General features: G+C 55.4%; 20 protein-coding genes and 1 pseudogene. 10 read left to right on the top strand and 11 right to left on the bottom strand.

What is annotated here, in order from left to right; genetic code table 11:
• Positions 1-196: 196 nt before the first annotated feature.
• Complete coding sequence (gene fabV / locus PRECH8_RS00240; RefSeq protein WP_200965046.1) at positions 197-1,384, top strand: enoyl-ACP reductase FabV; 1,188 nt, start codon at positions 197-199, stop codon at positions 1,382-1,384.
• Positions 1,385-1,616: 232 nt separating this feature from the next.
• On the opposite strand, the gene PRECH8_RS00235 is transcribed toward fabV, so the two are convergent.
• A complete protein-coding gene (locus PRECH8_RS00235; RefSeq protein ID WP_200965045.1) occupies positions 1,617-2,573 on the bottom strand; it encodes a glycosyltransferase in 957 nt (318 codons plus the stop codon).
• A 299-nt stretch (positions 2,574-2,872) separates the two neighbouring features.
• Here PRECH8_RS00235 and PRECH8_RS00230 point away from each other — a divergent pair, with 299 nt between their 5' ends.
• Positions 2,873-3,118: a GIY-YIG nuclease family protein gene (locus PRECH8_RS00230; protein WP_200965044.1), complete on the top strand. Its 246-nt coding sequence runs from the start codon at positions 2,873-2,875 to the stop codon at positions 3,116-3,118.
• 56 nt (positions 3,119-3,174) lie between these two features.
• Here PRECH8_RS00230 and PRECH8_RS00225 read toward each other — a convergent pair whose 3' ends face one another.
• A complete protein-coding gene (locus PRECH8_RS00225) occupies positions 3,175-4,158 on the bottom strand; it encodes an electron transfer flavoprotein subunit alpha/FixB family protein (RefSeq protein ID WP_200965043.1) in 984 nt (327 codons plus the stop codon).
• 14 nt (positions 4,159-4,172) lie between these two features.
• Positions 4,173-4,937, bottom strand: a complete 765-nt coding sequence (locus PRECH8_RS00220) for an electron transfer flavoprotein subunit beta/FixA family protein (RefSeq protein ID WP_200965244.1) — start codon at positions 4,935-4,937, stop codon at positions 4,173-4,175.
• Positions 4,938-5,138: 201 nt separating this feature from the next.
• Here PRECH8_RS00220 and PRECH8_RS00215 point away from each other — a divergent pair, with 201 nt between their 5' ends.
• The 6 genes from PRECH8_RS00215 to PRECH8_RS00190 all read left to right on the top strand — a co-directional run bounded on the left by PRECH8_RS00215 (position 5,139) and on the right by PRECH8_RS00190 (position 15,101).
• Complete coding sequence (locus PRECH8_RS00215) at positions 5,139-7,283, top strand: heterodisulfide reductase-related iron-sulfur binding cluster (protein ID WP_200965042.1); 2,145 nt, start codon at positions 5,139-5,141, stop codon at positions 7,281-7,283.
• A gap of 191 nt (positions 7,284-7,474) precedes the next feature.
• Positions 7,475-9,883, top strand: coding sequence for a 3-hydroxyacyl-CoA dehydrogenase/enoyl-CoA hydratase family protein (locus PRECH8_RS00210; RefSeq protein ID WP_276569074.1), 2,409 nt, complete (start codon positions 7,475-7,477; stop codon positions 9,881-9,883).
• Positions 9,884-9,905: 22 nt separating this feature from the next.
• The gene (locus PRECH8_RS00205) at positions 9,906-11,087 is read left to right on the top strand and encodes an acetyl-CoA C-acyltransferase (RefSeq protein ID WP_200965041.1); all 1,182 of its coding nucleotides are present in this window, start codon (positions 9,906-9,908) and stop codon (positions 11,085-11,087) included.
• Positions 11,088-11,152: 65 nt separating this feature from the next.
• Positions 11,153-12,952 (top strand): acyl-CoA dehydrogenase FadE, encoded by a 1,800-nt coding sequence (locus PRECH8_RS00200; RefSeq protein ID WP_242457347.1) that lies wholly within the window; start codon positions 11,153-11,155, stop codon positions 12,950-12,952.
• Positions 12,953-12,982: 30 nt separating this feature from the next.
• Positions 12,983-14,686, top strand: coding sequence for an AMP-binding protein (locus PRECH8_RS00195; RefSeq protein ID WP_242457346.1), 1,704 nt, complete (start codon positions 12,983-12,985; stop codon positions 14,684-14,686).
• On the top strand, positions 14,670-15,101 hold the full coding sequence (locus tag PRECH8_RS00190; RefSeq protein ID WP_200965040.1) for a PaaI family thioesterase: 432 nt from the start codon (positions 14,670-14,672) through the stop codon (positions 15,099-15,101). The genes PRECH8_RS00195 and PRECH8_RS00190 overlap by 17 nt, the downstream gene beginning before the upstream one ends.
• Before the next feature lie 121 nt (positions 15,102-15,222).
• Here the strand turns inward: PRECH8_RS00190 and PRECH8_RS00185 are convergent, their stop codons facing one another.
• The 4 genes from PRECH8_RS00185 to PRECH8_RS00170 all read right to left on the bottom strand — a co-directional run bounded on the left by PRECH8_RS00185 (position 15,223) and on the right by PRECH8_RS00170 (position 19,096).
• Positions 15,223-16,059: a carbohydrate ABC transporter permease gene (locus PRECH8_RS00185; RefSeq protein WP_200965039.1), complete on the bottom strand. Its 837-nt coding sequence runs from the start codon at positions 16,057-16,059 to the stop codon at positions 15,223-15,225.
• Positions 16,052-16,957, bottom strand: a complete 906-nt coding sequence (locus PRECH8_RS00180) for a carbohydrate ABC transporter permease (protein ID WP_200965038.1) — start codon at positions 16,955-16,957, stop codon at positions 16,052-16,054. The genes PRECH8_RS00185 and PRECH8_RS00180 overlap by 8 nt, the downstream gene beginning before the upstream one ends.
• Before the next feature lie 152 nt (positions 16,958-17,109).
• Complete coding sequence (locus PRECH8_RS00175) at positions 17,110-18,456, bottom strand: extracellular solute-binding protein (RefSeq protein ID WP_200965037.1); 1,347 nt, start codon at positions 18,454-18,456, stop codon at positions 17,110-17,112.
• Between the two features lie 217 nt (positions 18,457-18,673).
• Positions 18,674-19,096 (bottom strand): hypothetical protein, encoded by a 423-nt coding sequence (locus PRECH8_RS00170; protein WP_200965036.1) that lies wholly within the window; start codon positions 19,094-19,096, stop codon positions 18,674-18,676.
• A gap of 182 nt (positions 19,097-19,278) precedes the next feature.
• Between PRECH8_RS00170 and PRECH8_RS00165 the strand changes: the two genes are divergently transcribed.
• Both PRECH8_RS00165 and PRECH8_RS00160 read left to right on the top strand, forming a co-directional pair.
• Positions 19,279-19,536 carry a hypothetical protein gene (locus PRECH8_RS00165; RefSeq protein ID WP_200965035.1) on the top strand — a complete coding sequence of 86 codons (258 nt, stop codon included), beginning with the start codon at positions 19,279-19,281 and terminating at the stop codon, positions 19,534-19,536.
• A gap of 123 nt (positions 19,537-19,659) precedes the next feature.
• A pseudogene (locus PRECH8_RS00160) lies at positions 19,660-19,827 on the top strand (ATP-binding protein); the annotation flags it as partial.
• A gap of 94 nt (positions 19,828-19,921) precedes the next feature.
• Here the strand turns inward: PRECH8_RS00160 and PRECH8_RS00155 are convergent.
• The 4 genes from PRECH8_RS00155 to larE form a co-directional block, all read right to left on the bottom strand.
• Positions 19,922-22,195, bottom strand: a complete 2,274-nt coding sequence (locus tag PRECH8_RS00155) for a hypothetical protein (RefSeq protein ID WP_200965034.1) — start codon at positions 22,193-22,195, stop codon at positions 19,922-19,924.
• 916 nt (positions 22,196-23,111) lie between these two features.
• Positions 23,112-24,440 carry a nickel pincer cofactor biosynthesis protein LarC gene (larC, locus tag PRECH8_RS00150; RefSeq protein ID WP_200965033.1) on the bottom strand — a complete coding sequence of 443 codons (1,329 nt, stop codon included), beginning with the start codon at positions 24,438-24,440 and terminating at the stop codon, positions 23,112-23,114.
• On the bottom strand, positions 24,418-25,110 hold the full coding sequence (gene larB / locus PRECH8_RS00145; RefSeq protein ID WP_200965032.1) for a nickel pincer cofactor biosynthesis protein LarB: 693 nt from the start codon (positions 25,108-25,110) through the stop codon (positions 24,418-24,420). Before larB ends, larC begins: the two co-directional genes overlap by 23 nt.
• A 305-nt stretch (positions 25,111-25,415) precedes the next feature.
• A complete protein-coding gene (gene larE / locus PRECH8_RS00140) occupies positions 25,416-26,261 on the bottom strand; it encodes an ATP-dependent sacrificial sulfur transferase LarE (protein WP_242457345.1) in 846 nt (281 codons plus the stop codon).
• Positions 26,262-26,424: the final 163 nt, after the last annotated feature.

Raw genomic sequence — 26,424 nt, 5'->3', positions numbered from 1 at the left:
TTGTTTCGAGCCGCTGTGGCAACAGCTTCTTCCGATTGTATCATACCTTGTCGCAGACTGTCGATTCATGCGCTTTCCCGGGTAATGGTGCCGCGGGATGAACCTTGCCAAGCCAACCATTATTTGATAATGTACTACTGAAATTTATTAAGGAATCAAGGAATCTAATATTGGGAATCGGAAAGGATTTGGGCGTATGATCATTAAACCTAAAGTGCGCGGATTCATCTGCACAACTGCTCATCCGATCGGTTGTGCCCGGAATGTGCAAGAGCAGATCGATTACGTCAAGCAGCAGCCGGCCATTGACGGACCGAAGAAGGTGCTCATCATCGGCTCATCGACGGGCTACGGTCTGGCATCCCGCATCGCGGCGGCTTACGGCAGCCAAGCGGCTACGCTGGGCGTATGCTTCGAGCGGCCGGCATCCGGCAGCCGCACGGCAACGGCCGGCTGGTACAACACCGCAGCCTTCGAACGAGCAGCGCGGGCTGACGGCCTCTATGCGGCCAGCATCGTCGGCGATGCCTTCTCCGATGAGATCAAGCAGCAAACCATCGAGAAGATTCGCAAGGACCTGGGCCAAGTGGACCTCGTCGTCTACAGCTTGGCAGCACCGCGCCGCACCCACCCGACCAGCGGCGAAACCTTTAACTCCGTGCTGAAGCCGATCGGCAGCACATACACGAACAAGACCGTGGATATCCATACGGGCGAGGTCACCGAGATCACCCTGGAGCCGGCTTCGGATGAGGAGATCCGCGCGACCATCGCCGTCATGGGCGGCGAAGACTGGGCGATGTGGATCGATGCCCTGCTGGAAGCAGGTGTGCTGGCTGAAGGCGCGAAGACCGTCGCCTATTCCTACATCGGTCCGGAGATCACCTACCCGGTCTATCGCGAAGGAACGATCGGACGAGCCAAAGACGATCTGGAAAGCACGAGCCACCAGCTCCATGAGAAACTGCAATCCCGCATCGGCGGTGAAGCCTATGTCTCTGTGAACAAGGCGCTTGTCACCCAATCCAGCGCGGCCATTCCCGTCGTTCCGCTGTACATCTCCCTGCTCTTTAAGGTGATGAAGGATAAGGGCCTGCACGAAAACACCATCGAACAGATGCATCGCCTGTTCCGCGATCGACTGTACAAGGGCGGAGAAGTGCCTGTGGATGAGCAGCGGCTCATCCGCGTCGATGATCTGGAGATGCGTCAAGATGTCCAAGAGGAAGTGGCCAAGCTCTGGCAGCAAGTCACTTCGGAGAATCTGCAGGAGATCAGCGACATCGCGGGATATCGCACGGACTTCTTCAAGCTGTTCGGCTTCGAGGTCGACGGCGTCGATTACGATGCTGAGGTCGATCCGAACGTGGAACTGGAGGCCTGACTTGGGGTTATACTTCATGTCCCTTAAGCTTAAGACAAGATAAGATAAGGCCATGGTCCCAAGACCAGCATACCAGTATACGAAAACGGGGCTGCCCCATCGTCCTCTGGCGAAGGGCAGCCCTTATTCATGCTATTCGCGCCGCAAGTTCCCTATAAGTCCTAATAAGTCCTAATAAGTCCTAATAAGTCCTAATAAGTCCTAATAAGTCCTAATAAGTCCTAATAAGTTTCTATATGATCTGCCTTTCCTTATCCCGGACATATCGCAGCAAAGCTTGTTCGATCTGATCCATCACGCGCTCCTGATCGAAGCGGGCGATCGAACGGCGGCAGGTTTCGGCATCCGGCAAGGTGAGCGAGCCGGACATGATACGGCTGATCGTGCCGGCCAGACCCAGAACATCGCCGGGCTTGAATAACCATCCATTGACGTTCGGCTGAACGATATCCCGCGGCCCCGTCGGACAATCGCTTGAGATCACGGGAATGCCCCGCACCAATGCTTCGATCAGAACATAGCAGTAAGCTTCCCAATCGGAAGACAGGATGAGCAGAGTCGCTTCGTCCACCTCATCCCAAGGGGATTCCGAATAACCGATCCAATCGATACGATCGGCAATCCCCAGCTTAATCGCCAGATCCTTCATGCGGATCTCATCGCTGGAAACCGGCTCCGGGGGCGCGTCCTCGATCAGCTTCAAACGCCAGCGCTTATTCGGCAGGGCGGCCAGCGCGCGGAACATCACGTCGATCCGTTTCTGTATATTGTGCATACGGCCGATGTAGACAAAGGTAGGAATCTCTGCCCGCGGTACCGGCCGGATCGGTTCATCCAATAGGGGGTGGTATACCGTCTCAACGAGTGCATCGGGCGCAAGCTCCACGATCTTCTCCGCAATGCCGGAACTAACCGCCAAGTGTGCATCGGCATAGGTCAGGGATGCAAAGTGATCGTACTTACTCAGCGGACCGCTGATTCTGCTGACGATCGCCGCTGGAACATCCATCGACTCGATGACCGCTCTGGCAATCCCCGTGCACATCGGGGTCAGGGTCAGGATCACATCAGGTGCGGGAAGCAAGCGCATCGTGTGCTGCAGGTCCAGGATCGCATGGATCACCGGATCAGCGGTCCGTGCCTTGTGCACTCTGCCTTGGCCGCACAGGATGACGTTTGGATCATCCATGTCTTCCACATCTGAATGCTTGTCCGAAGAACGCAACATGAGAAGTTTGCACTCATGGCCGCGGGAAATGAGTCCTTGCATAAGTTGGCGAATAGACCGCTCTAACCCGGTATGGGCGACGGAGGGTGAAGTATACACATATATCCTCAAGAACTAATTCCCACCTTTTGCGTGTATTTTTGTTAGACTTGTATAGCTATTATACCATTATTGCCATGTTCTGGCACGCTAAAGTTTGATTTTTTTCGTAAAATCATGGACTTTTTTCGAAGGAGAGATGGCTTATCTTCTATGTCTACATGCTGCAATGCGCCGATCAGTCGATCTATACGGGCTATACCGTCGATCTGAAGAAGCGGCTGGCCGCCCACAACGCGGGCAAGGCATCGCGATATACCCGCTCCAGGCTGCCCGTTGCCCTCGTCTACCAAGAAGTCTGCAAGAGCAAATCTGAAGCCATGCAGCGGGAAGCTGCCATCAAAAAATTAACTCGAGCCGAGAAGCTCAAGTTAATTCACAGTCAAGATGATTCGGATAAGACCTGATGATAAAATCTGATTCTATATCGGTTGCTTACTCTGAACCTCAGCGGACGGAAGCGTCATTCCGACTGATCTTTCCACTCCCGTAACGCCTGTGCGAGAAGCGGCACGACTTCAAACAGATCGCCGACGATTCCATAATCCGCGATGCTGAAGATCGGTGCTTCCGGATCGGTATTCACGGCGACAATCACTTTGGACTGGCTCATCCCCGCCAGGTGTTGGATCGCACCGCTGATGCCGCAGGCGATATAGAGATCCGGCGTGACAACTTTGCCCGTCTGTCCGATCTGTAAAGCATAGTCGCAATAACCGGCATCGCATGCGCCGCGCGATGCTCCCACAGCGCCGCCCAGGACATCCGCTAACTGCTCCAGAACCTTAAAGCCCTCGCTGCTCTTAACGCCCCGCCCGCCGGCAACGATGATCCGCGCTTCCGATAGATCCGCTCTCCCTGCAGACTTTCGGATCACGTCATGAACAATGGTTCTCAGCGATTCCGGCGCCTCATACGGCAGCTCTGTCACTTGCCCGGCTGCCTCCTGCAGAGCAGCCTGCGGCAGGTTGTTCGCCCGCACGGTGATCACCCAAGGCGTGCTCGTGAGCACCGTGTGCTCAAAGGCCTTGCCCGCATAGATCGGGCGGATCAGCCTTATCTCATCACCGTCCCGCTCAACCGCGGTGATGTCGGAGGCCATGCCTGCATCTAACTTGGCAGCGAGACGCGGTGCCAGATCCCTGCCGATGGCCGTGTGACCCATAAGGATCACATCGGGCGAATACTGCTTGATGATGCGCATGAGATTCGCCGCATAGATCTCCGGATTGTAGTGTTCCAGCTCCGCGTGATCCATCACCAGCACCTCACTGGCACCATATGCCGCTAATTGCCGGGCCGCCTCCGTTACCCCAAGGCCGGGCACAACGGCGAGGAAGCGGTCCTGCGGGGTACCGATGATCCGTGCCGTCTGCAAGGCTTCCCCCGAAACCTGACGCAGAGCTCCTTCCCTTGCTTCGGCAACAACCAGATATGTCTTTCCCATCCCATGGACCTCCTCTAGATGACCTTCTCGACTTGCCGCAGATGAGCAATCAGCGACTGTACCTGTTCTTCTAGCGTGCCCGTTAAGATGCGCCCTTCACTGCGCGCCGGAGGCAGTGTGACGATCAGCCGTTTGCGGCGCGGCATCAGCTCCTCCGGCTTAAGGCCCAGCTGCTCCAAGCCGATGCGGTGATACGGCTTACGCTTCGCCTTCATAATCCCCGGCAAGGAAGGATACCGCGGTTCATTGAGTCCCTGCTGCGCCGTGATGACCGCCGGCAGCTCAACCTCCAGGCGCTGGATATCCCCTTCAGCATCGCGTTCACATCTTGCAGTTCCGGATTCAACCGTAAGCTTCGTCACGGCGGATACATGGGGCATGCCGAGCAATTCAGCCACGCGAATCGCCGTCTGGCCGGCTCCTTGATCGATGGAGAAGAATCCGCCGAGGATGAGATCAGGCTTCTGTTGTTTCAGATAAGCGGCAAGCAAGCGGGAGGTTACCGCCTCATCCGCATCCGGCACTTCCTCGATATGCACCGCTTCGTCGGCCCCCATCGCCAGCGCCGTACGCAGCGCCTCTGCCGCCCTTTCGGGGCCTGCAGTGACCACATAGACAGTACCGCCGCAGGCTTCCCGGATTCTGATCGCTTCCTCCACCGCGTACTCATCATAGGGATTGATGATATACCGTACTCCCTCCTCGCTGACCGCTCCGTCCTGCAGCACGATTCTCTCTTCCGTATCGAAGGTTTGCTTCAGCAATACATAGATCTTCATCGCATCTTCCCCTTCTCCTGTGCAGCTTCTGCCGCCTTCGTCCGCAGGGCAGCGAATGCCGACAGTTATAATCCCAAGCTTTGCTGAATAGTCATTCATTACAAGTATAATCCTCGATTCCTTGATTATGACGGCTCTCTGATTCCGCTTGGCGCTTGTCATGGCTCACCAATAGATCGGACACAGAAAGGACGGATGCCTATGATGGGGCTGTGGGTCCAGTTCCTGCTCTTCCTCTTGATCACCGGAGCAGCCCTCTTCCAGTTCGGCTCGATCGTATACAACCGGTACAGAACCATCAAACTTGGAACACCGCCGGACGACGGCAGCAGATGGACACTTAGGCTCCGTGATTTTGCCTCCGAGGTCTTCGGACAGCGCAAATTGCTTGAGGACAAGCGAAGCGGCCTGATGCATGTCGTGATCTTCTACGGTTTCCTCATCCTGCAGCTGGGCGCGCTGGACATCCTGATCAAGGGGCTGGGCGGACGCGGTCTGCCGCTGCCGGGTTATGCGGTCTTCGGTTTGATTCAGGAAATCACCGTCTCACTCGTCCTCTTATCCGTCGGATATGCGGGGTACAGACGCTACATGGAACGCGTCCCCCGACTCAAGCGGGGCTGGCAGCCGAGCATGGTGCTGTATTTTATTGGAACGCTGATGTTCTCCATCTTGATGACGCTGACCTTTGAACGTGCGCTTCACGAACCGTCCTTCTCCTGGTATTCGCCCCTCAGCTCTTGGCTCGCCGCCTTGCTCGCTTCCCTCCCCCGCACTGCGCTTCTCGTCGGCTTCTATGCGAGCTGGTGGTTCCATCTGTTGATCTTGTTAGCTTTTCTCATCTATATCCCCCAATCGAAGCACTTTCACCTGATCACTGCACCTATCAACATTCTACTCAGAAGAACGTCCCCGCCAGGCAGACTCCGTCCGCTCGATCTAAGCGATGAAGAGGCGGAGAGCTTCGGGGTGGAGAAGATCGAACAGTTCTCGCGAAAACAGCTGCTCGATCTGTATGCCTGCGTGGAATGCGGCCGCTGCACGGAGGTGTGCCCTGCCTCCAATACCGGCAAAGCGCTGTCTCCCATGCATCTCATCACGAAGCTGCGCGATCATCTCATAGACCAAGGAGCGGTGTCCAGCGGCAGACGGCGCACAGCCCTGGACTTCTTGACTGCAAGTCCGGGTGCCCATGTTGTGGACGCAGGAGTGTTAACCGCAGCCGTCGACTGGTCTAATAAGGCCGGCACCGATATCGAACCGACGATGACAGCCCAGCTGCAATCCTGGAGCAAGCGGGCAGATCGAGATGCGTCGGAGGTCCGGCTGCACGGCGATGTGATGACGGAGGCGGAGCTGTGGGCGTGCACCACTTGCCGCAACTGCGAGGAAGTGTGTCCCGTCGGCAATGAACACGTCGATAAGATCATCGACATGCGCCGCTATTTGGTGCTGATGGAAGGCAGCTTGCCGGCGGAGGGGCAGCGGGCGCTGACCAACATCGAACGCCAAGGCAATCCCTGGGGCATCAGCAGGCGCGAGCGCACCGCCTGGACACAGCCCTTGATCGAAGCGGGATATGCGGTGCCAACGGTTCGCGAGAACCCGGATTTCGAGTACCTGCTCTTCGCAGGATCGATGGGCTCCTATGACAACCGCAGCCGCAAGATCACCCAGTCCCTGGTGAAACTGCTTCACACGGCGGGGATCAATTTCGCCGTCCTCGGCGATGAGGAATACAGCTCAGGGGACACCGCGCGCCGTATGGGCAATGAACTGCTCTTCCAAGAGCTGGCCGCTGCCAACATCGTGCTGTTCCATCGCTGGGGCGTGCGCAAGATCGTTACCCCCTGCCCCCATACGTACAACACCTTCAAGCATGAATATCCGGATTTCGGCCTTGATCCCAGCATCACCATCTTGCATCATACGGAGCTGCTCGCCATGCTGCTGGAATCAGGACGCCTCATCCCCCGCAAACCTCTCGAGGAGCGGATCACCTACCATGATTCCTGCTATCTGGGGCGCTATAACGGCATCTACGAAGCGCCGCGGCAGCTGCTTCGGGCCCTGCCCGGCGTACAGCTCGTGGAGATGGAGCGCTCGCGCAGCCGCGGCATGTGCTGCGGCGCCGGCGGAGGTCTGATGTGGATGGAAGAACGGGCCGGCAAACGGATCAATGAAGCGCGGACCGAACAGGCCCTCAGCACGGATCCGACGATCATCAGCAGCGCCTGTCCTTACTGTTTGACGATGCTGGAGGACGGCGTCAAGCAGCTCGGCGCTGAGGATCGTACGGCGGCAAGGGATATCGCCGAGATCTTAGCAGAGGCGGTGCTGGGATGACGTTGGCAGCCGGGCGGCCGTTATAAGAGCGATCAATAACAGTCAGTGTGAATGATCGAAAGGCGATCAGCCATTAGCAGTCGAACGCGGACTGTTAAACACGGACCGTTGATCCCGACACAGCTGGAGTTATGAGCAGTTGAAATAAAGCATATGGACGTATGCAGTTGGACTTAAAGGAGGTCATGAAGGTGAATCTTCAGCGCACCACGATCCGCAAGGCCTGTATCATCGGCTCAGGCGTGATGGGAGCGGCCATCGCTGCACATCTGGCGAATGCTGGGCTTACTGTGCTGCTGCTGGATCGCGTACCCGAGCGGTTAACGGAGGAGGAGATGCGGCAGGAGCTGACCCTCGCGTCCCCGCAAGTGCGAAACCGATATGCAGCACAAGCCCTGCAGCGCCTTCGGAAGACGCAGCCCGCTCCGCTCTATGATGAATCCTTCATCACCCGCATTCACGCGGGCAATATGGAGGATGATCTCACCAAGATCCAAGATGCCGACTGGATCATCGAAGCCGTCACGGAACGACTGGATGTGAAACAGCAGGTGCTCAGCCAGATCGCCCGCTGGCGGCGGGAGGATGCGATCGTCAGCACGAATACGTCCGGCATCTCGATCGAGGCGATGTCGGCTCATCTGGACCGCTCCTTCCGCGAGCATTTCCTGGGGACGCATTTTTTTAACCCGCCGCGCTACATGAAACTGCTCGAGATCATCCCCGGAAGGCTGACGAAGCCGGAGGCAGTCGCCGCCGTGCGCAGCTTTGCCGAGCAGCGGCTCGGCAAGGGCGTGGTCCTCGCCAAGGATACGCCGAACTTCATCGCCAACCGCATCGGCACCTACGGCCTGCTTATCACCCTGCGCGAGATGATGAAGGCCCGGCTCAGCGTAGAAGAAGTCGATGCGATCACCGGCCCGGCGATGGGCCGGCCGAAGAGCGCCACCTTCCGCACCTTGGATCTGGTCGGTCTCGATACCTTCCTCCATGTAGCGGACAATGTCCGCAGGCACGCCGCTTCGCCGGAAGAACGGGAGGTGTTTACGCCGCCGGAGGTGCTCCACGAGATGGTGAAGCGCGGCTGGCTCGGCGAAAAATCGGGCAGCGGCTTCTACCGCAAGGTCAAAAGCGAGCAAGGCAGCACCATCCTCGCCTTGAATCTTGCTTCCATGGACTATGCCAAGGCGGGCAAGCCTTCTTACCCGGCGCTTGAAGCAGCGAGGGCGGCGAAGGGCGCCGCAGCGAAGATCCGGGCGCTGGTCGAGGGCGGCGACCGGAGCAGTGAGTTCTCCTGGAATGTGCTTAAACACGTACTGCTCTATGCCGCGGAGAAGGCAGGCGAGATCGCCGATTCGATCGTCGAGATCGACCGCGCGATGCGCTGGGGCTTCAACTGGCAGCTCGGCCCCTTTGAGACTTGGGATGCGCTTGGCTTAGCACGCACCGCTGCGCGCATGGAACAAGATGGGCTGGTCCTGCCGAAGTGGGTCCAAGATTGGCTCGCAGCGGGCAACGATTCCTTCTACAAGCAGGAAGGCGGCATGCGTAAAGTGGTGATAAACGGTGCCTGGCGCGAGGAAGAGACGGACAGTACCCATCTTTCTTTGCAGCGTTTCAAGGAGCAGGGCCGCATCATTGAACGCAACAACGGCGCCAGTCTCATCGACATCGGCGACGGCGCGGTCTGTTTGGAATTCCATTCCCCGAACCAGGCCATCGGCGGCGATATCCTGATGATGATCCAGCGAAGCGTGGAGATCGTCGAGGAGCGTTATGAGGCGCTGATCATCGCCAATGAGGCACGGCATTTCTGCGTCGGTGCCAATCTGATGCTGCTCCTGATGGAAGCGCAGGACGAGGAATGGGATGAGATCGATCGCATCATCCGCCTGTTCCAGGATACAATGATGCGGCTGAAATACTGCACAAAACCCGTGATCGCCGCGCCCCACAGCATGACGCTCGGCGGTGGTTTGGAAGTATGCTTGGCGGCAAGCCGCGTCTATGCGGCGGCGGAAACCTACTGCGGACTTGTGGAAGCCGGCGTCGGTCTGATCCCCGCCGGCGGCGGATGCAAGGAGCTGATCCTGCGGCTCAGCGAAACCTTAGCCGATGTACCGGCCGCAGACATGCAGCCCTATGTGAATCGCATCTTCGAGACGATCGGCATGGCCAAGGTATCGACGAGTGCGCATCATGCGAAGCGCTTAGGCCTGCTGCGGGAGCAGGACCGAATCACCGCAAGCCGCGACCGGCAGTTGTATGAAGCGAAGCGCCTGGCTTTGGAGCTGGCTGCATCCGGTTACCTGCCTCCTGAAGCAAGGCCGATCAAAGTCGTTGGCAGGGACGGCAAAGCCGTGCTGCAGCTCGGTGCGAGGCAGCTTCATCTAGGCGGTCAGATCAGCGACCATGACTTGACGATCGCCGATAAGCTGGCCCATGTGCTCGCCGGCGGCGATGTACCGCCGGGCACGCTGGTCAGCGAAGCCTATCTCCTCGACCTCGAGCGCGAAGCCTTCCTCAGTTTGTGCGGTGAGCCGAAGACACAGCAGCGGATGCAGGCGATGCTGGCCACGGGCAAGCCGCTGCGCAATTGACCGGAGAAATGGGGTGTTAGATATGAGAGAAGCTGTCATCGTTGCCGCAACACGCACCGCCGTGGGCAAAGCGCGGCGCGGCAGTCTGGCAGAGACACGAGCGGAAGACCTGGGCAAGGCTGTACTGAAGGCGGTGATCGAGCGGGCGCCGGGGGTAAGCCGCGAGGAGATCGATGACATCATCATCGGCTGTGCGATGCCCGAGGGCGAGCAAGGGCTGAACTTCGCGCGGATCATGGCCCTCTATGCGGGCTTTCCGGTCTCCGTACCGGCGATCACCGTCAACCGCTTCTGCGCATCGGGACTGCAGTCCATCGCTTACGCAGCCGAACGGATCATGAGCGGGGCAGCGGAGATGATCATCGCCGGCGGCGTGGAGAGCATGAGCCACGTACCGATGAGCGGATTCAAGCCCTCCCCCCATCCCCGCATCGTCAGCGAGATGCCAGAAGTGTACATGGGGATGGGCCTTACCGCGGAGAATGTCGCTGAGCAGTTCGGCATCTCGCGGGAAGATCAAGACGCCTTCGCCCTGTCCAGCCATCGGAAGGCAGCCGCGGCTTGGGCAGACGGGAAGTTCCGCGAGGAGATCACCCCGCTTCAGATCGTGCGCAGCGGGATTGGCGAGGACGGAAAGCGCTTCGAGCGAAGCTTCATCTTCCAACAAGATGAAGGATTCCGCACCGACACTTCGCTGGAAGCCCTTGCCCAGCTGCGGCCGGCCTTCAAACAAGGCGGCACGGTCACCGCCGGCAACTCCTCACAGATGAGCGACGGTGCGGCAGCCGTCCTCGTCATGAGCAAAGAGCGCGCGGCGGCCTTAGGGCTTAAACCGCTGGCGACCTTCCACGCCTATGCCCTGGCCGGCGTCAAACCGGAGATCATGGGCGTCGGCCCCGTCGAGGCGATCCCGAAGGCGCTCCGCATGACGGGAATCTCGCCGGATCAGGTTGCGCTGTACGAGATCAATGAAGCCTTCGCTTCCCAATGCCTGCATATCATCCGTGAGCTTCAGCTCGATGAGCAGCGGGTGAACGTCAACGGCGGCGCGATCGCCCTCGGTCATCCTCTTGGCTGCACAGGTACCAAGCTGACGGTCACTCTGCTGCACGAACTTAAGCGGCGCGGCGGCGGTTTCGGCGTCGTCTCCATGTGCATCGGCGGAGGGATGGGGGCAGCCGGCGTATTTGAAGTTCATGCTTGAACAAGAAGGAAGAATGCTGGCGATAAGGTCGATCAGGAAGTCAGCGAATAAGGAGTGATCCATCGATGAGCAATCAGCATAACAAGATGCCCGATAAGAAGATACCCGGCGGCGGCTTTGTGATCGAGGATGCGGACGATCGTGCCGTGGTCTTTCCCGAGGATCTGAGCGAAGAACAGCGGATGATCGGGATGACGACGGATGAATTCATCACCCAGGACGTGCTGACGCATGATGCAGCAATCGAGAGTCTGAATTACGAGCTGACCGTCCAGCTGCTGCGCAAGGCCGGCGAGCTGGGTCTGCTCGCTGCTGATGTGCCTGAGAGCTACGGCGGTCTCGGCCTCGATAAGATCAGCACGACGCTGATCAGCGAGCGCTTGGCCCGCGGCTCCTCCTTCTCCCTGTCCCTCGGCGCCCATGTCGGCATCGGCACCCTGCCCATCGTCTACTTCGGCAGCGATGAACAGAAACGACGTTATCTGCCGAAGCTGGCATCAGGGGAATGGATCGCCGCCTACTGCCTGACAGAACCGTCATCGGGTTCCGATGCCCTCGGCGCGAAGACGACGGCGAAGCTGGCGGAGGACGGTACGCACTACATCGTGACCGGGCAGAAACAATTCATCACCAATGCCGGCTTTGCCGATCTGTTCATCGTCTATGCGAAGGTGGACGGGGAGCGGTTCAGCACCTTCATCATCGAACGGGACCGCGAAGGCGTGATCATCGGACCCGAGGAGAAGAAGATGGGCATCAAGGGTTCCTCCACCTGTCCTCTCATCCTCGATCATGTCCGCGTCCCCGCCGAGAACTTGCTCTGGGAAGCCGGCAAAGGCCATCTCATCGCCTTCAACATCCTCAATATCGGCCGCTTCAAACTCGCTGCCGGCTGCCTCGGTGCCTGCAAGGAGGCGCTTGCCCTTGCGGCGGAATACGCGAACCTGCGCCAGCAGTTCGGTCAGCCGATCGCCTCCTTCCCGCTGATCCGGCGCAAGCTGGCGGATATGAATATCCGCACCTTCGTGCTGGAAAGCATGGTCTATCGGACCGCCGGGCTGCTCGATGCAGCGCTGTCAGCGATCGATTTGAAGGAAGAAGGCAGCGGATTAGCCGCAGCCAAGGCGATCTCCGAATATGCGATCGAATGCTCGATCAACAAGGTATTCGGTTCAGAGGCCTTGGACTATGTCGCCGATGAAGGCGTGCAGATCCACGGCGGATACGGCTATATCCAGGAATACAAGATCGAACGCATCTACCGCGATTCCCGCATCAATCGGATCTTCGAGGGGACGAATGAGATCAACCGCCTGCTCATCCCCGGAACCCTGCTCAAACGCGCGATGAAAGGCGAACTCCCCCTCATGCAGAACCTGCAGAACCTGCAGTCGGAGCTGCTCACATATATGCCCGCCCTCGACTTCGGTGATGAACCGCTGGCGGAAGAAACGCATCTTCTGACGATGGCGAAGAAGATCTTCCTCATGACCGGCGGCCTTGCAGTTCAGCGATATCAGCTGGCTCTAGAACAAGAGCAGGAGATCCTCGCCGACCTCGCCGATATGATGATCGCGATCTACGCCGCTGAAAGCGCTTTGCTGCGGGCGAAGAAGCTGCAAGAGCAAGGCGGTGAAGCGAAAGCTGCCTGCGCTGCTGCCATGGCCTCCGCCTATGTGCATGAATCCTTCGCCGCCGTCGAAGCTCTTGCCAGACGCTGCCTCAGTTCCATGGAGAGCGGGGATGCGCTGCGCACGCAGCTGTCGATCCTGAAGAAATTGAGCCGCAGAAATCCCGTTAATCTCACGCAGTTAAAACGGCAGATTGCAGAACGGGTGGTCAAGGAGGAATCCTATGTCGTGTAGCGGGAGATTTTCGCCCAAGGGGGGACGCCTGTGCATAAGCCTTGGTTAAAGCATTACCCCGCTGAGGTGCCGGTTACTTCCGAATATCCGAGGATGAATCTAGCGAAGTTCCTGCTCCAGACAACGGCCCGGCATCCCGATCATGCGGCGCTTTATTTTCTCGGCAAAACGATGACGTATCGCGAACTGCTCGACGCCTCCTTCCGTTTCGCAAACGCCCTGCGGCGAATCGGCATCACGCGGGGGGAGCGCGTGGCGATCATGCTGCCAAACTGTCCGCAGGCCGTGATCGCCTACTATGGCGCGCTCATGATCGGCGCCGTCGTCGTGCAGACGAATCCGCTCTATATGGAGCGGGAACTGCTCCATCAGCTGAAGGATTCCGGAGCGGTGAGCATCGTCACCCTCGATATCCTGTTCCGCCGCGTCGCGCAAGTGCGGGATCAGACGGATCTGCAGACGATCATCGTCACCTCGATCCAAGACTATCTGCCGTTCCCGAAGAACCTCCTCTACCCTGTCGCTGCCAGAAAGGATGGGATGGACCGCACCGTCACTTATGGAAGCGGCGTGCTGAACATGCAGGAGATGATGGCTTGCGCCTGTCCCGCTCCGATCCTCTGCGAAATTGACGCGGAGCGGGATCTCGCCCTCCTGCAGTACACCGGCGGCACAACGGGCCTGGCCAAGGGCTGCATGCTCACGCATTATAACCTGATAGCCAACACCATGCAGAGCAAGCTGTGGCAATATCGGAATGTGGACGGCCATGAGAAATATTTGGCGGCGCTGCCTTTCATCCATGTATTCGGCATGACCGTTCTGATGAATCTCTCCATCGCTGCCGCAGGCACCCTGTACCTTGTCCCCAAGTTCCAGATCACGGAGATCCTGAGGTTAATCGATGCCCACAAGATCACCGTCTTCCCCGGCGCGCCGACAATGTATGTTGCCTTGATCCATCATCCGCAGCGAAGCAAATACGATCTCTCCTCGATCAAAGTCTGCATCAGCGGCGCAGCCCCCCTGCCCGGCGAGGTACAGACGCAATTCGAGCGATTAACCGGAGGCAGGCTGATCGAAGGTTACGGGCTGACCGAAGCCTCCCCCGTCACCCATGCGAACAACATCTGGGAGAAGCGGAAACTGGGATCGATCGGCATCCCCTTCCCCGACACCGATGCCAAGATCGTTGATCCCGAGAGCGGGGAAGAACTGCCGCCGGGCGAGATCGGCGAGCTCGTCGTCAAAGGTCCGCAAGTGATGGCCGGGTACTGGAACCGTCCCGAAGAGACGGCGCAGGCCCTGCGCGGCGGCTGGCTCTATACCGGGGACATGGCGAAGATGGATGAGGACGGGTTCTTCTATATCCTTGACCGCAAGAAAGATATGATCATCGCCGGCGGTTTTAACATCTACCCTAGGGAAGTAGAGGAAGTGCTGTACGAACACCCGGCGGTCCAAGATGCTGTCGTCGTCGGCATTCCGGACGCCTACAGAGGCGAAACGGTAAAGGCATACATCGTCTGCAAGTCCGATGCCGCGGTCAGTGCAGAGGAGCTTGATGCCTGGTGCCGCACCCGCCTTGCATCCTTCAAAGTGCCGCGGCAGTATGAATTCCGTAAGGAGCTGCCGAAGTCGATCATCGGCAAAGTGCTGCGAAGGAAGCTGTTGGAGGAAGAGATGGGGAAAGCGAAACATGCACAAGGTGGGAACCATGAACCGCGGGGATAGGCAGGAGGCGAAGGATTCCCTGCAGCGCTTAGCTGAGGCTGCGCGAGGCACCTTCTGGGAATACCTCGGCTGCCGTTTCGTCGCCCGCACCGCATCCCGGATCGAGATCGCACTGGACGTGCAGGACCATCATCTGAATCTGCTGGGCATCCTGCACGGCGGCGTCCATGCCGCCTTGCTGGACAACGCCATGGGTCTGGCCGCCATGTCGGCCAGACCCGGGTATAAGGTCGTAACGACGAACCTGAATATCCACTACCTCGCGCCCGTCGGCAAATCCCCCCTTTCCGTCACCGCCGAAGTGATCCACCTGTCGCGCAAGCTGATCACCGTAAGCGGCACCGTTCGCACTGCGGGCACTGAACATGACCTGCTGCTAGCCTGCGGCACGGGTTCATTCCGCATCATCGAATAGGATGAACCCTTGCTACTGTTTTCCCCGCCTGCCTTCCCTCCTTTCTTTTTTGTTTTTCCATAACTCTCATAACCTAACCCCTGCAAACGCGTCCCTTCACTAAACATCTCCTTTCACAAACTCATCCCTTCACCGCCCCCGCCGTCATCCCATCGATAAAATACTTCTGAAACCCGAGGAATAGGATCAGGATCGGAATGATCGAGAAAAAGGATCCGACGATGAGCAGATCGTAGTTGTTGCCGTAGGGGGTGAGCAGGGTCTTCAGCCCGATCGGCAGCGTGTACTTCCGGGCATCGCTGATCACCATGAAGGGCCAAAGGATATTGTTCCAGCTGTTCACGCCGTTCAAGATCGCCATCGCCGCGAAGGAAGGCTTCATCAGAGGCAGAACGATACGCAGGAAGATACCGTATTCCGAGGCGCCGTCCACCCTTCCCGCCGCCGTCAGCTCCCGCGGGATCCCCTGCAGATATTGCCGGAAGAAGAAGATCGTCGCGGCATTCGCCGCCCCCGGCAGGATGATCGCACTGTAGGTGTTCATGAGCCCCATGTGATAGGTCATCGTGTACAGCGGCAGGAGCAGGATCTCGAAGGGCACCATCATGATCATCAGAACACAGATGAAGAGAGTGTTCTTGCCGCGGAATTCATAAGCAGCAAAGCCGTAGGCCACCGCAGCGCTCACCATGAGGGTGATGGCGACTTGCAGGACAGTGAGCAGGACGGAGTTGCCGAACCAGAGGAAATAGGAATGATCCCCCGTGAACAGGTAGATGAAGTTATCGAAGCTCATGATCGAGAGGTCAATATCCAGGTTCAATCCTTGGCGGATCAGCTCTTTTCCGGGTTTGAAGGCGGCGAGGGCAATCGCATAAAAAGGAATCAGGACGATCAAGCACAGGCATGTGAAAAAAACAACCAACAGTACCTTAAGGATGGTCTCACGCTTACGCATCCTTTAGTCCCCCCCTTCGGAACATCCCTGACCAGGTCAGCTGCGTCAGATTGATGATCATCGCAATCGCGAGCAGCACGATGCCGACCGCCGCCGCATAGCCGAGGTCATTGCGCTCGATGCCCTGGCGGTACAGGTAACCGACGATCGTCAGGCCGATGTTCTTCGGTGAATTGTTCCCGTTCCACAGCATCATGCTCTCGATAAACATCGCCAGACCCCCATAGATGCTGATGGTGATGACATAGATCGTGATCGGCTTTAAGAGGGGCAGGGTGATGCGGATCAACTTCTGCCAGGAAGAGGCCCCATCGATCTCTGCCGCCTCGTAGTATTCATCGGGGATATTCTTCAGTCCCGCTAGAAAATACAGCATATTCACGCCGGTCCAGCGCCAAGCAGCGAGCGAAAGCAAGGCGATGAACCCGGTAACCTGTCCCTTAAGAAACTTCACAGGTTCGATGCCGAACCAACCGAGCAGGGTATTCACCAGGGAGGTCTCCATCTCACCGAACATCAAGCGGAAGATCGTACCCGCTACGACGACGGAGGTTAGAGCCGGGAAGAAGAGCGCAGACTTAAAAAACTCCCTGCCGATCATCAAACGATGGTTGATCCATACAGCGATCAGAAGTGGAAAGGGGATGAGGATGACCAGGGTGAGCAGCATATAGACCACACTGTTCGTGACGGCCTTGAGGAAGATCCCGTCCGCGGCCAGCCGCTCATAGTTCGCGGTGCCGATGAACTGTGCCTCCTGCCCGAGCATCGTCTTCTGAAAGCTCATCCCAATCGAGCTGAACATCGGGTACACCCAGAACACAGCGAATACCAGCACGAAGGGCAGGACGAAGACGTAGGTGGCGATCTTCTGCGAATACGCGAAACGCTTCAGCATCATTCGTGCTCCTTTCACAGCGAAGGCTGCCGATGGGGACAGCCACTCGCAGGATTCATCAACCGTTCGTTTAGAGAGCGGTCAGGTGAACCGCCGAAGTTTTATGATGATATGATTATGCCGCCACTTCTCGCCCAGGGGAAGCCCGCGGATCAGCGCAGTTGAAGTTCCTGCTCGATCTGTGCCTGTGCGTCATCCAGCGCTTCTCTTACATCCCGGCCGTCTTCGTAGATCTCATTCAACGTTGTCGTGCCGAAGACGTTATTAATCGTCGGGCTGTACTCCGTTGAGCGGATCAGCTGAATCTCATCCTTGATCTCATTCAGGACATCGAAGGGATTGTTGACAAAATATCTCACGAAGGTGTTGTCCGGATTGTGCGTAATCTCTTCCATCTCCCAAACATCCATGTTCACCGGATCAAAGCCCAGCACATTCCAGATCTCGATATTGGCATCCAGGGACAATTTCGCAAAGGCGAGAAAATCCTTCGCCAGCTCGATATCCGCCGCGTTCTTCGTCACTACGGTGCCCGTGCCCCCTTGCCCCACCGAACGAGGCATGCCCTCTTCAATGACGGGAATCGGCGCGATCGCGATCTTCCCCTCGAGATCCGTCATATAGTTGGTGAAGCGGGACATCATCCAGAGCGGCATCATCGCTGAGGCATACTTGCCCGCCGTATATTCGCCATACGCTTCCTCCGTATCCGGCTGACCGCCGGCGATCGTGGCAATCGCATCTGCTTCCTGCAGATCGCGAAGCACCGTCAGACCGCGGATCATCTCCTCGGAGTTCACCTTCGGCAGCCCCGTTGCATCGACATAGTCCGCTCCCTGCTGGGCCAAAAGCATGGAGACTTGCCAGAGGGCACTGGTGTTGGCCGTACCCAAATAGCTGCCCGTCGCCTCATAGACCTTAATACCTGCTTGCTTGTAATCCTCCCAAGTGACGATATCCCGGTAGTCGACGCCCGCCTGCTCCAGGATCTCCACATTGTAGAAAGCCACGGAAGCGCCTACATGCGTTGGAATGCCGTAATACGTGCCATCCTTGCTGTACAGATCAAGACGCGAGGGCACGATTGTATCCCGATAAGGCTCGATGACATCGTTCAGCGGTACGAGCTGCGGCGTGCCTGCCATGAAATCCGGAAACTTGCCAAGCTCGATATCCGCGATATCCGGCGCCCCCGTTCCGGTCTGGACGGCGATGGATAATTTGTTGTGCATGTCATCATACGGCATCACGGTGACGTTCAGTTTGATCTGGCGCTCGGGATACTCGGCATTCCATTTCGTCAGCATCTTCTCAAAGTGCTGCCCGTGCAGTTCTACGAAGGTCCAGTATTCCATCGTAACTGCATCTTCCCCGGCTCCTCCTTCGATGACGGTGTTCTCCCCTTCCGACAGGTTTGACTGATTCCCGCAACCCCACAGAAAGACGATCATAGACAAAACCAGCCCGCATAACAGCCCTTTGCTCCAAATACGCAGCATCCTGCTCCTCCCCTTCATTTTCACTTCATCCTTTGGATCCTTGATTAGACCCTTTCGCTGATGTACCACCGATGTGATCCATCGTCTGCGTCTACATGATTCATATATTGTCAATATAATTAATGAAACGATGAATTATGCATAAAAAAGAACAACCTCTTCCGAAATCGTCCGAGGTTGTTCCGAGTTTGCCGGCCGCCGGGGCTGACCGGCTTGATTATTTTTTTCTAAGTTGTTTCATCTGTTCGATCATGGCGATCTCGTCCGGAGTTGCTTCTGCAAGGGGCTTTCTAACATAAGTGCCATGCTTTTCATCAATGATGACGAGTTCGCTATGGTTCATGATATAGCTTTTTTCCTTACCCACATAATAAGCCGTAACATTGGGCAGGATCACTCGGCTGGTCTTTCTTTCATACAGTTCGTAATTGCTTTCAGAGGTAGAGATGGCATATCTGTTACCATGGAATAAAGCAATATCATCCCTGCCCGGTCCCTTTGACACGACATACACAAAAACGATCTGCAGAATACTTACGATAAAAAACACAAATACAACCCCGAACATTGCCCATTTTAGAACTGTTTTTGTAAACTTTCTAAACCTTCCTTTTATTGATTTCATAGGCGGACGATTCATTCGACTATCCCCCTACATAAACAGTATTTTTACTTCTCTAATTTAGAGAACGACAAAAAACACTATATATCAAGTTTCCATTAATAACAACTTCATGGATACCACCCCTTTTTATACTATATAATGTTATAATATTCTACAAATTTAATGGTGAAATCTATTATGGTAAAGTTGCAAAAGCAATGCTGGAAAAAATCAAGGCTGATAGCCAAGCAGCGTACCAAAAACCAAACGGTTCCGAAACAGAATTGAAATATCAGCAATTGCTTGAACAATATAACGCTTCAAATCTTCTCGATGAAATCAATATGTACACTGATATTAAACCAATGGTCTTAACCAAAGAATGGTATCGGATTGTGCATTCGTCACCGTCACAGAATGAGATGAAAGCAGGTGCAAGATCGCTGAAAAGAAAGTATTTTAATCACGTAGGTTAAATGGATGCTCTCGAGTCCCGCCAAAGACGAACCGAGAGCATCTTCTTTTTTTGCCATAAGAATAGCCTAATCCTCCGTCAACAGAAGGAATTAGGCTATTGTCGGTGAAAGTATTGTTTGGCCCGAACCTTGAAAGAGTTCGACTTTTCCTTTCAACCCGGGTTAGACGAACGCCTGATTCAGGAGCTGGCATCCTTGACCTTCGTCGGGAGTCAAGAGAACGTGATATTCCTTGGTCCTCCCGGTGTGGGCAAAACCCACTTGGCTGTTGCGATCGCTATGGAGGCGATTGGCAAGGATTGCCGGTCTATTTCGTCGAGATGGTTGATTTGTGGCAACCGATCTCGTCTGCAATTGCCTAAAGGGTCTCCCCTTAATTCACCAGCTATTCCATGTACCAGATGCGGTTCGCCGCCACATCGATGACTTCGATGTGCGCACTCAATGCATCGTATGGAGTCAGCCGGCCGCTTTCCAAATCAAGCGTATACCACCCTCGCTCATAGAGGTGGAGCATAATCTGTCCGTCGGGATCCTGGATCAGCTGAGACAGCCATAAGTCCGTGAACAATCCCAGTTCCGTATCGAACAGATACTCGAAGCGATCTGCCGCCGGATCATACAGCGACCATCGCTCCCTAGGCGGAACGCCCGAATCCTGAGCAGCACCCATAGTGATATCCGCGATATACAGGACTTTGCCGCTATGCAGAGGATACAGCATATAATCCGTGTAGGCATCAAGACTGTTCAGCGGATTGAAACGTCTCGTCTGAAGATTCTCAAGATCCGTCATATAGAGGACGGGGACATAATCCCAACTGTCACCGGTGCTTTCCCACCGCGTGTAGACGATGTGCTGCTGATCGGTAAACAGCAGCTGCGGAACGCCGCATTCTCCTTCTACGCACTCATAGGATCCAAATTGTTCAATGCGGCCGGGCTCCGGATCGGCGAATGAGTCAAATATATAGAGATCATACATGAAGTTCCCGCCTTCATCGGTATACCCGACACTTACTGCCAGCGTGCCGTCTTGATGTGCGTAATCAAAGGAAACGATCCGTTCTTCATCTTTGTAGTTGGGCACTTGCCACACCGTCTTGGTCGTGTCCGTAGGCAAATCATAGATGTGCAGCTCCTGATCCGTCGCATAGGCCAGCTGATCTTCACTGATCCATTCCGGATCGCGGATCTCTTCGACCTCAAAGGTCTTCATGACATTGCCGAAGCGATCAAGCAGGATATATCGATACACGACATGAATGCCGTTATGGGCTTCCATGCCGGCCAAGAGGTAGCCGCCCAGCGGCGAAACATCGAGCACGGCATAGGGAACAACACTGGTAAAATACGCTTCCTTCGTATTCGTCGCCAGATCGATCGCCGTGAACACAAGGGGCTCTGTGGGTTGGATCGCCCATGTCTCCGCAGCCACCAGCGGATACCCCTGCTCGGTGCGGATGCCGTTCAAGGTAAAACTGATCCGTTCCGTCGTCCATTCATCCAGGACCAAAGAGAGCTGTACCTCATAATCATTGAACCACTGCAGCGACCAAGCGATCGTCTGATGATTCATCAGACTTTCATTCAGCTTCTCATAGACGCTTCCGCGGTCCACAGGATGGTTAAAGGTGAAGGTATAGCGATGGGTGCGTCCGTTCATGACATAATGGACCCCTTGATACCCTTGGCGCAGGAGATTCATATAGTCTTCCAAACCAGGGTCGGTATCGGAAGTCACGGAATAGGTGAACGGTTCGATGTATTGGATCGGGATCTCCAGTCCCTCCCCGCCCCGCGGATCTTGGATGCGCACGATCAGATCCTGCGGCGGTGCGTCGAATAATTTTAATACGATCGGCAGTTCTCTGACTTCCACATTGACCTCGCCCGTCGCAAAGGGAACTTCGCGGCCGCTCAGCTTGCGATGGATGCTGATGCCTTGTACGAAGCGGTTGTATTCGTCGATACTCACCTCGGTATCGAGGGGAACGAAGAAGCTGATCTTCACCTGCGGCGAATAGAAGAACAATCGATCCCCGGCATTGTACAGCCAGGTCTTGTATTGATCCTCTTCGATTCGAATGCTGTAGAGCTCGGACTGCATCGCATCGAAGATGCGTTCTGCACCGTCATGGGAGCTTGTCCGATCAGCTGACGGAGAGCCTTGTTCATCTGCCGGCGAAGCGGGTTCACGGCTCAACCATTCATAGATCCGCTCCATCGTATCGATATCGTCTGCATTTAAGATCAGGCTGCATTCATTCAACGGGATCTGCTCTTCGCCTGGTTGGGACATAGGCACTAAGAATAAGTATGAGTGCTGTTTACGGAAAGGATATGGACAGGACTTTTCAACGGTGAATTCGAGGAAGGGTTCCTCGATTGGATGACCTTTAAGGGTTTGTTCGGGCTTGACGATGACCTTATACGTTCCATCCAAGCTGCGGGAGATTCGCGTAACCCGCCCTTGATAGACGAGGGGCGCCTGCTTCACTTCCGATTCCAGATCAATCGGTGCGCATTGGCATTGGAGCGTTGATTTAATTCGGGTGATATCATACATCGTGTAATAATACCAAGCCCCTGCACCCAGCAAGACAAATGCTGCCAGACCTGAGATGATCCACCACTTCCACTCTTGCCAGATCTTCACGTCAAGCCTCCCTTCAACTTCTCATCCGATCCACTGACTGCTATGTACGCGATGTTGATCTTGCGCAGATCGTATGCGGATCGCGCGCGGATCATGTGCTTATCATATGCGCAGATCATGTTCGGATCATATACATGTACAGCTCACGTGATCGATGCGATCACTTGCTTTCAGCTGCTAATCATTACGGCAGATTGCCAACAATCAGCCATAAAATCGCAGTATATTTATTATACCTTTATCCCGATGTGAATGCGAGGTATAAGGTGCGGTGTGCATGGTACGGTGATCAGTTTGGATCTGCCCTTTTACGTGTTTTATTGATTCTCATTAATTCCGTTTCTGCACGTGCTGAGTCGATGCGTATTATTGTCTCATGTATGATTTGTGTTTGCGTGCACTGAGTCAATAAATATTGTCGTCTCACTTGCGACCCTGCCGCTGCACACACCAAATCGGCATTTTTTCAGATTTACAAGCGCAAATCGATTCCTCAAACCGTATGAACAGTACACGTAAAAATTGTAACGGAACTACAGAGCCTTATTTTGATACTTTTAAGCAGATCATGCATGGTAACGGAACTACGATCCGTTATTCTCTATTTTAGGATGGATTTTACATGTAAATCAAGGAAATAAGGAATCACTGTTCCGTTATCTCAGCCATATTGGACTAATTCTCACAAATAGCGCATCCAGGTTCCGTTAGCAATTCCATTCTCAATTCCATTCCTCATTTCATTCCAGGCCCATTCCCAACTCCATTCCCAGTACCGTCTCATTTCTGTTCCCCCGTTCCGTTCTACGATCCCCATCTAATTCAATTTACGACCTACTTAACGGAACATTCCGATCCCTTTAATCAACAAAGCGTACAAAAAACCCCGGCATCTATGCTGCCGGGGGCAAAATATTCATTCCTTCGTATTCCGAATCACCTCGTAGTAGATGTTTGGCAAGGGAACTTGATGCTGACGAGCAGCTTTAACCGCATCCTCATATTCAGGGGATGAATGGACGACGTTCCCATTGCGCAGCGCTTGTTTGACGCGAATCTCTCCGTACTTCGTCGACACGGTCACCCATCTGCGTCCCAGGGCTTGGCGCATCCAATGGCTGCGGCGAACACCCAGAGTCGATGTTTCCGTGAGAAGCAGTGATTCGCATACATCCGCGTCCTGCGGCCGGGCAAGTACAGTGACTAAGATGGCCGGGCGATTCTTCTTCATATAAACAGGTGTGTAATAGACGTCCAGCGCTCCAGCCTCGAAGAGACGCTCCATTAGATAGCCGAACTGTTCCCCGCTGTAATCATCCATCTGCGCTTCCATCACGATGAGCGGTTCGCGGGTTTCCTGTTCCCCATGGGCTTGTCCAGCAGTATGAGTATGCGGCTCTTCCAGCAAAACCGCACGCAGCACATTCGGATGCGCGAAATCCTTCTTGCCCGCCCCATACCCGATGCGTACAACCTGCATGGCTGGCAGCGGACCGAAACGGCTGCATAATGCTTGTAGAATTCCTGCTCCTGTCGGCGTCGTCAGCTCTCCCTCAGCTTGCAGTCCGGACAAAGGAATCCCTTTTAACAATTCGAGGGTTGCCGGCGCGGGGATGGGATACAAGCCGTGGGCGATCTTGATGCGGCCATAGCCTGTCGGTACAGGAGAGGCGATGATCTCATCGATCTCCAGAAGCTCAAGAGCGATGCATACTCCGATGATATCGATGATCGAATCCATCGCACCTACTTCATGAAAATGCACATCCTCAGGCGGCATGCCATGAATCTTGCCCTCGGCTTCAGCGATCACTCGGAAAATCTTCGTGCTGCGCTGCTTCACCCTTGGGGGAAGAGCACTGGCCTCGATCATCGCGATGATGTCAGCAGCCTTGCGATGGACATGGTCATGATGGTGAGCATGCATATGTGCATGGTCATGATGATGGTGTTCATGAGTATGCGTATGTCCATCATGGTGATGTTCATGCGTGTGCGTATGTCCATCATGATGATGCCCATGGCTGTGGTGGTGATGGTGTGATTCCGAAACATCGATCCTCAGATATTTTGCCGAGATCCCCTGCTTTACGACATGCTCAACTTTGATCTCGAAGGGGTCGATGGGCAGCTTATTCAGTTCCGCCGTGATGCGCTCGAGATCAGCCCCAAGATCGACCAGTGCTGCCAAGGTCATGTCGCCGGCGATGCCGGAGTAACAATCAAGATACAATGTCTTCGCCATGTCTTGCCTCCCAAACGAGCTGTTGAATGGACGCAGCATAATACCCGGCGCCGAAGCCGTTGTCGATATTCACCACCGTAACGCCAGCCGCGCATGACGTCATCATCGCCAGCATCGGCGTCAAACCTTGCAGATGGGCTCCATACCCAACGGATGTCGGAACGGCGATCACCGGACGGCGCACCATCCCTCCTACCACACTGGGCAACGCCCCTTCCATGCCCGCTGCTGCGATAACTACATTCGCCTTGCGAATCCGTTCACGCTGCGCGAGCAACCGATCGATCCCAGCAACGCCTACGTCATAGATGCGATCCACCTGACAGCCGAGCCACTCCGCAGTCTCCGCGGCTTCCTCAGCTACCGGAATATCCGATGTTCCGCCGCTTAACACCGCTACCATGCCGGGATATCGCCGGGGAGGTGTTCCATACCGGATAAGACGTGAAACGGGATTATACACCGCATCCGGATACTCCTTCAGGATCGCTTCGGCCAGTCTTTCATCCGCTCTGGTGACCAGTGCTCTGCCATGGTTTGCGGCGATTCTGGCGAATATCGCTGCCGCCTGCTCGGGTGTCTTACCCATGCCATATATGATCTCAGGCGCGCCGGTGCGCGCCTCGCGGTCGATATCTATTTTGCTGAAACCCAGATCTTCAAAACTCATGCGCCTGCTCCGTTCTATCCTAATCCGTTCTAACTTAGTTTCTATACCTTACTGTACCATGGTTATTCCATCATGACCACTGTACCATCGTAATTGGTAATGATTTTCCGCCGCAACTGTTGAACCATTAGAGTAACTGCATGTTTTGAATATTACAGCATACCCGCACTGTATTCCCGCACTGTATTCCCGCATTATAATTCCCGCATTATAATTCCTGCATTATAATTCCCGCATTATAATTCCCGCGTGCATTCCAGCGTGCATTCCGACATTGTAATCTTACACTTAGTATTGTTGCTGCATTACTGCGCTGTCATCGGTTGGGCCTGCTTCCCTAACATTTTGTTCAAATTTCCGCTCTTATAACCGCCGAGATCCAAGGTCACAAAGGTGTAGCCGTATGAAGTAAGAGCATTGATGATCTCTTCACGATGCTCCAACAGCTTCGCCATATCCCCGGCTTCGACCTCGATCCGCGCGATCTGGCCGTGGGTGCGTACGCGCACCTGACGGATGCCCAGGGACATGATGAAACTCTCCGCACGATCGACGCGCGTCAGCTTCTCCTGGGTGATCATCTCGCCGTAAGCGATCCGCGAGGAGAGACAAGCGAAGGAAGGCTTATCCCACGTCGGCAGACCGAGCTGTTTTGAGAGTTCGCGAATCTCGGACTTGTACAGTCCCGCTTCTTGCAGCGGTCCGCGCACTCCCTGCTCGATCGCCGCCTTGTAACCCGGCCGATGCTCGCCCATATCATCTGCGATCAATCCGTAGACGATGTGTTCATAACCTTCCTTCTCCAGATAGACCTGCAGATGTTGGAACAGATTCTGCTTGCAGAAGTAGCAGCGATTCGGAGTATTTTCCTTATAGCCTGGTATATTGAGTTCCGATGTTTGGATAATCCTGTGTTTTGCGCCCAGCTGTTCTGCGATACGAACGGCCTCTTGCATCTCGCGTGTCGGATAGGTCTCCGATGCGGCGGTCACAGCAAGCACGCGCTCTGGCCCAAGCGCATCCAATGCTGCCTTAAGCAGCAGCGTGCTGTCCACCCCTCCGGAGAAAGCCACAACGACCGATTTCATGCTGCGCAAGATGTCTTTGACTTTGTCATATTTCGCCTGCGGCACGGTTTCATCCCCTCTCATTCAATCTGCCGACTGCAGCAACCTGCTGCTAAGCTTCCATGCGCAGCACGTCACCTGTCAGCCGGCAGATCTGATCTCAACACAATTTCCTGCTCCCTGCTCCCTATAATCATCATATTGCATAACAGATGGATACAGTATCGTTATTTGATGTCTTGTCTAA

This window comes from Insulibacter thermoxylanivorax, assembly GCF_015472005.1.
Lineage (GTDB): Bacteria > Bacillota > Bacilli > Paenibacillales > DA-C8 > Insulibacter > Insulibacter thermoxylanivorax.
The sequence above is the reverse complement of the archived record's forward strand: the minus strand, read 5'-3'. Positions and strand labels throughout refer to the sequence as shown.

What these genes read in the sequence shown, in the direction of transcription:
- PRECH8_RS00225 (WP_200965043.1), bottom strand. Translation starts at nt 4,158, where the DNA reads ATGGGAAAGACATATCTGGTTGTTGCCGAAGCAAGGGAAGGAGCTCTG.
- larC (WP_200965033.1), bottom strand. Translation starts at nt 24,440, where the DNA reads ATGGCGAAGACATTGTATCTTGATTGTTACTCCGGCATCGCCGGCGAC.
- PRECH8_RS00185 (WP_200965039.1), bottom strand. Translation starts at nt 16,059, where the DNA reads ATGCGTAAGCGTGAGACCATCCTTAAGGTACTGTTGGTTGTTTTTTTC.
- PRECH8_RS00205 (WP_200965041.1), top strand. Translation starts at nt 9,906, where the DNA reads ATGAGAGAAGCTGTCATCGTTGCCGCAACACGCACCGCCGTGGGCAAA.
- larE (WP_242457345.1), bottom strand. Translation starts at nt 26,261, where the DNA reads ATGAGAGGGGATGAAACCGTGCCGCAGGCGAAATATGACAAAGTCAAA.
- PRECH8_RS00175 (WP_200965037.1), bottom strand. Translation starts at nt 18,456, where the DNA reads ATGCTGCGTATTTGGAGCAAAGGGCTGTTATGCGGGCTGGTTTTGTCT.
- PRECH8_RS00180 (WP_200965038.1), bottom strand. Translation starts at nt 16,957, where the DNA reads ATGCTGAAGCGTTTCGCGTATTCGCAGAAGATCGCCACCTACGTCTTC.
- PRECH8_RS00190 (WP_200965040.1), top strand. Translation starts at nt 14,670, where the DNA reads ATGAACCGCGGGGATAGGCAGGAGGCGAAGGATTCCCTGCAGCGCTTA.
- PRECH8_RS00230 (WP_200965044.1), top strand. Translation starts at nt 2,873, where the DNA reads ATGCTGCAATGCGCCGATCAGTCGATCTATACGGGCTATACCGTCGAT.
- PRECH8_RS00220 (WP_200965244.1), bottom strand. Translation starts at nt 4,937, where the DNA reads ATGAAGATCTATGTATTGCTGAAGCAAACCTTCGATACGGAAGAGAGA.
- fabV (WP_200965046.1), top strand. Translation starts at nt 197, where the DNA reads ATGATCATTAAACCTAAAGTGCGCGGATTCATCTGCACAACTGCTCAT.
- PRECH8_RS00215 (WP_200965042.1), top strand. Translation starts at nt 5,139, where the DNA reads ATGATGGGGCTGTGGGTCCAGTTCCTGCTCTTCCTCTTGATCACCGGA.
- larB (WP_200965032.1), bottom strand. Translation starts at nt 25,110, where the DNA reads ATGAGTTTTGAAGATCTGGGTTTCAGCAAAATAGATATCGACCGCGAG.
- PRECH8_RS00200 (WP_242457347.1), top strand. Translation starts at nt 11,153, where the DNA reads ATGAGCAATCAGCATAACAAGATGCCCGATAAGAAGATACCCGGCGGC.
- PRECH8_RS00165 (WP_200965035.1), top strand. Translation starts at nt 19,279, where the DNA reads ATGCTGGAAAAAATCAAGGCTGATAGCCAAGCAGCGTACCAAAAACCA.
- PRECH8_RS00170 (WP_200965036.1), bottom strand. Translation starts at nt 19,096, where the DNA reads ATGAATCGTCCGCCTATGAAATCAATAAAAGGAAGGTTTAGAAAGTTT.
- PRECH8_RS00235 (WP_200965045.1), bottom strand. Translation starts at nt 2,573, where the DNA reads ATGGATGATCCAAACGTCATCCTGTGCGGCCAAGGCAGAGTGCACAAG.